Source organism: Kitasatospora sp. NPDC091257 (assembly GCF_044757675.1).
In the GTDB taxonomy this organism is placed as follows: Bacteria; Actinomycetota; Actinomycetes; order Streptomycetales; family Streptomycetaceae; genus Kitasatospora; species Kitasatospora lactacystinica.
Genome location: NZ_JBIVVI010001436.1, coordinates 1 through 2,034 on the forward strand (window position 1 = coordinate 1; position 2,034 = coordinate 2,034).

Annotated in this window: 2 protein-coding genes; both read left to right on the top strand. The window is 73.5% G+C overall.

Features of this window, described 5'->3' with window-relative positions; all coding sequences use genetic code 11:
* Nucleotides 1-249: 249 nt before the first annotated feature.
* Nucleotides 250-696 carry an SRPBCC family protein gene (locus ACIQOV_RS39105; RefSeq protein WP_401055616.1) on the top strand — a complete coding sequence of 149 codons (447 nt, stop codon included), beginning with the start codon at nt 250-252 and terminating at the stop codon, nt 694-696.
* 46 nt (nt 697-742) lie between these two features.
* Nucleotides 743-1,993 (top strand): FAD-dependent oxidoreductase, encoded by a 1,251-nt coding sequence (locus ACIQOV_RS39110; protein ID WP_401055618.1) that lies wholly within the window; start codon nt 743-745, stop codon nt 1,991-1,993.
* Nucleotides 1,994-2,034: the final 41 nt, after the last annotated feature.

The window sequence follows — 2,034 nt, forward strand, 5'->3', positions numbered from 1 at the left end:
GGCGGGCGGAGCGGCGGGTGCGGCCGGTGGGGGGCGACACCGGCCGACGGTCCGTCAGCTTTGGCGCGGGCCCTAAAGAACGGGCTGCGCTGCGCCGGTGGCCGTCGCCGGCCGGGCGGGGCGCGACGGCGGGTGCGGCCCGCCATCGGGCGCGTTAAGCGGGACTGAAGCCCGGGGCGGCACGGTACGGGTGGGGCACCCTGCCCGGATCAGTGTCCGACGCCGCCGCACCGAAGGAGCGCGCCTGTCATGCGCCGCATCTCGTCCGAGGTCCACATCGCCGCCACTCCCGGCGAGGTGTGGGCCGTGCTCACCGACTTCGCCCGGTTCCAGGAGTGGAACCCGTTCCTGGTCCGCGCCGCGGGAAAGGCCGAGCCCGGGGCCCGGCTGGCGCTCCGTTTCCGGCTGCCCGGCGGCCGCGAGATGGACTTCACGCCGACCGTGCTGGCCGCGGAGCCGGGACGGCTGCTGCGGTGGCGCGGCCGACTCGGGGTCCCGGGGATCTTCGACGGGGTGCACGCCTTCGAGCTGACCGCCCGGGACGGCGGCACCCACGTCGTGCAGAGCGAGCGGTTCAGCGGGCTGCTGGTCCCGCTGACCGGCTCGATCGTGCGTCAGAGCGCCCGGGGTTTCGTCACCCTGACGGACGCCTTGAAGGCCCGGGTGGAGGAGCAGGCCCTGCAAGAGCGCCTTTAGCCCACCGCTGGACCATCGATCGACCCGTGACCCCCGGAGAGGCAGGATGACGATGACAGCAGAGCTGACCGCCCAGGTGTGCGTGGTGGGCGGTGGACCGGCCGGCCTCACCCTCGCGGTGGAGCTCGCCAAGCGCTCGGTCTCCGTGGTGGTGCTCGAACAGAGCGGCCACTTCAACCGCTCCTTCCGGGGCGAGTCCGTGTCGCCCGACTCGGTGTGGCTGCTGGAGCGGCTGGGGCTGCTCGACGCCCTCGACGGGGCCTACCAGCAGATGCACCACATGGAGATCGTGGACGGCGGGCGGACCGTCATGCGAGCCGACTTCGACGACTTCCCCTACCCCCACCCCTACCCCGTGGAACTGCCGCAGCCCGCGCTGCTGTCCGCGCTGGCGGAGGTGGGCGAGGGCCTGCCCGGCTTCACGCTGCTGCGCCGCGCCACCGCCGTCGCGCTGGAGCAGGACGGGCACGGCACCGTCACCGGGGTGCGGGCCCGCACCCCGGACGGCGAGATCACCGTCCGGGCGGCTCTGACCGTCGGCGCCGACGGGCGGTTCAGCAAGGTCCGCGAGATGGCCGGGCTGCCGTACCGGAAGGTGCCGCTGGACCGCGACGTGGTCTGGCTGAAGCTGCCGTTCCCCGCCGAGTGGGACGACCGCACCTACCGCATCCGCATCCGGGGCGACCAGCACGGCCTCTTCATCCCCACCCACCCCGACAGCGTCCGGGTGGGCTTCAACATCCCCAAGGGCGGCCTGAAGGAACTGCGCGCCGAGGGCCTGAACGCCCTGTACGAACGGCTGGACCAGCTGGCCCCGGAGCTGTCCGGTGCCGTGCGCCAGGAGATCACCAGCTGGTCGGACACCTCCATGCTGGACATCTTCACCAGCGTGGTGCCGAACTGGTCGATGCCCGGGCTGGTGCTGGTCGGGGACGCCGCGCACACCCTGACGCCGATCCTCGGGCAGGGCGTCAACCACGCCATCATCGACGCCGTCACCCTGGCCCCGCTGCTGGAGCGGGCGTTCACCGCCGGCGGCGGGGCGGCGGTCACCCGGGCCACCGCACAGTTCCAGCGCTCGCGCGAGGAACCGGTGAGCCGCTCCCGGGGGCTTCAGCTGCGCCAGGAGAAGCTGTTCGCGCTGCACGGACCGCTGGGCGGCACGCTGCGGCGTTCGCTCTACCAGGTGCTCGACCTCAGCCCCCGGCTGAAGCAGCGCGTCCTGGCCGGAGCCTACTTCCAGTTGCAGAAGCCCAGTGCGGCGCACCGCGCCGCGCGGATGCGGGCCGGGACCTGACGGCCCGGCACCGCTCCACCCGGTACGCCGCTGCCCGGGTC

Excerpts from the sequence above, each read along its gene's own strand:
- ACIQOV_RS39110 (WP_401055618.1), top strand. The coding sequence starts at position 743 with ATGACGATGACAGCAGAGCTGACCGCCCAGGTGTGCGTGGTGGGCGGT.
- ACIQOV_RS39105 (WP_401055616.1), top strand. The coding sequence starts at position 250 with ATGCGCCGCATCTCGTCCGAGGTCCACATCGCCGCCACTCCCGGCGAG.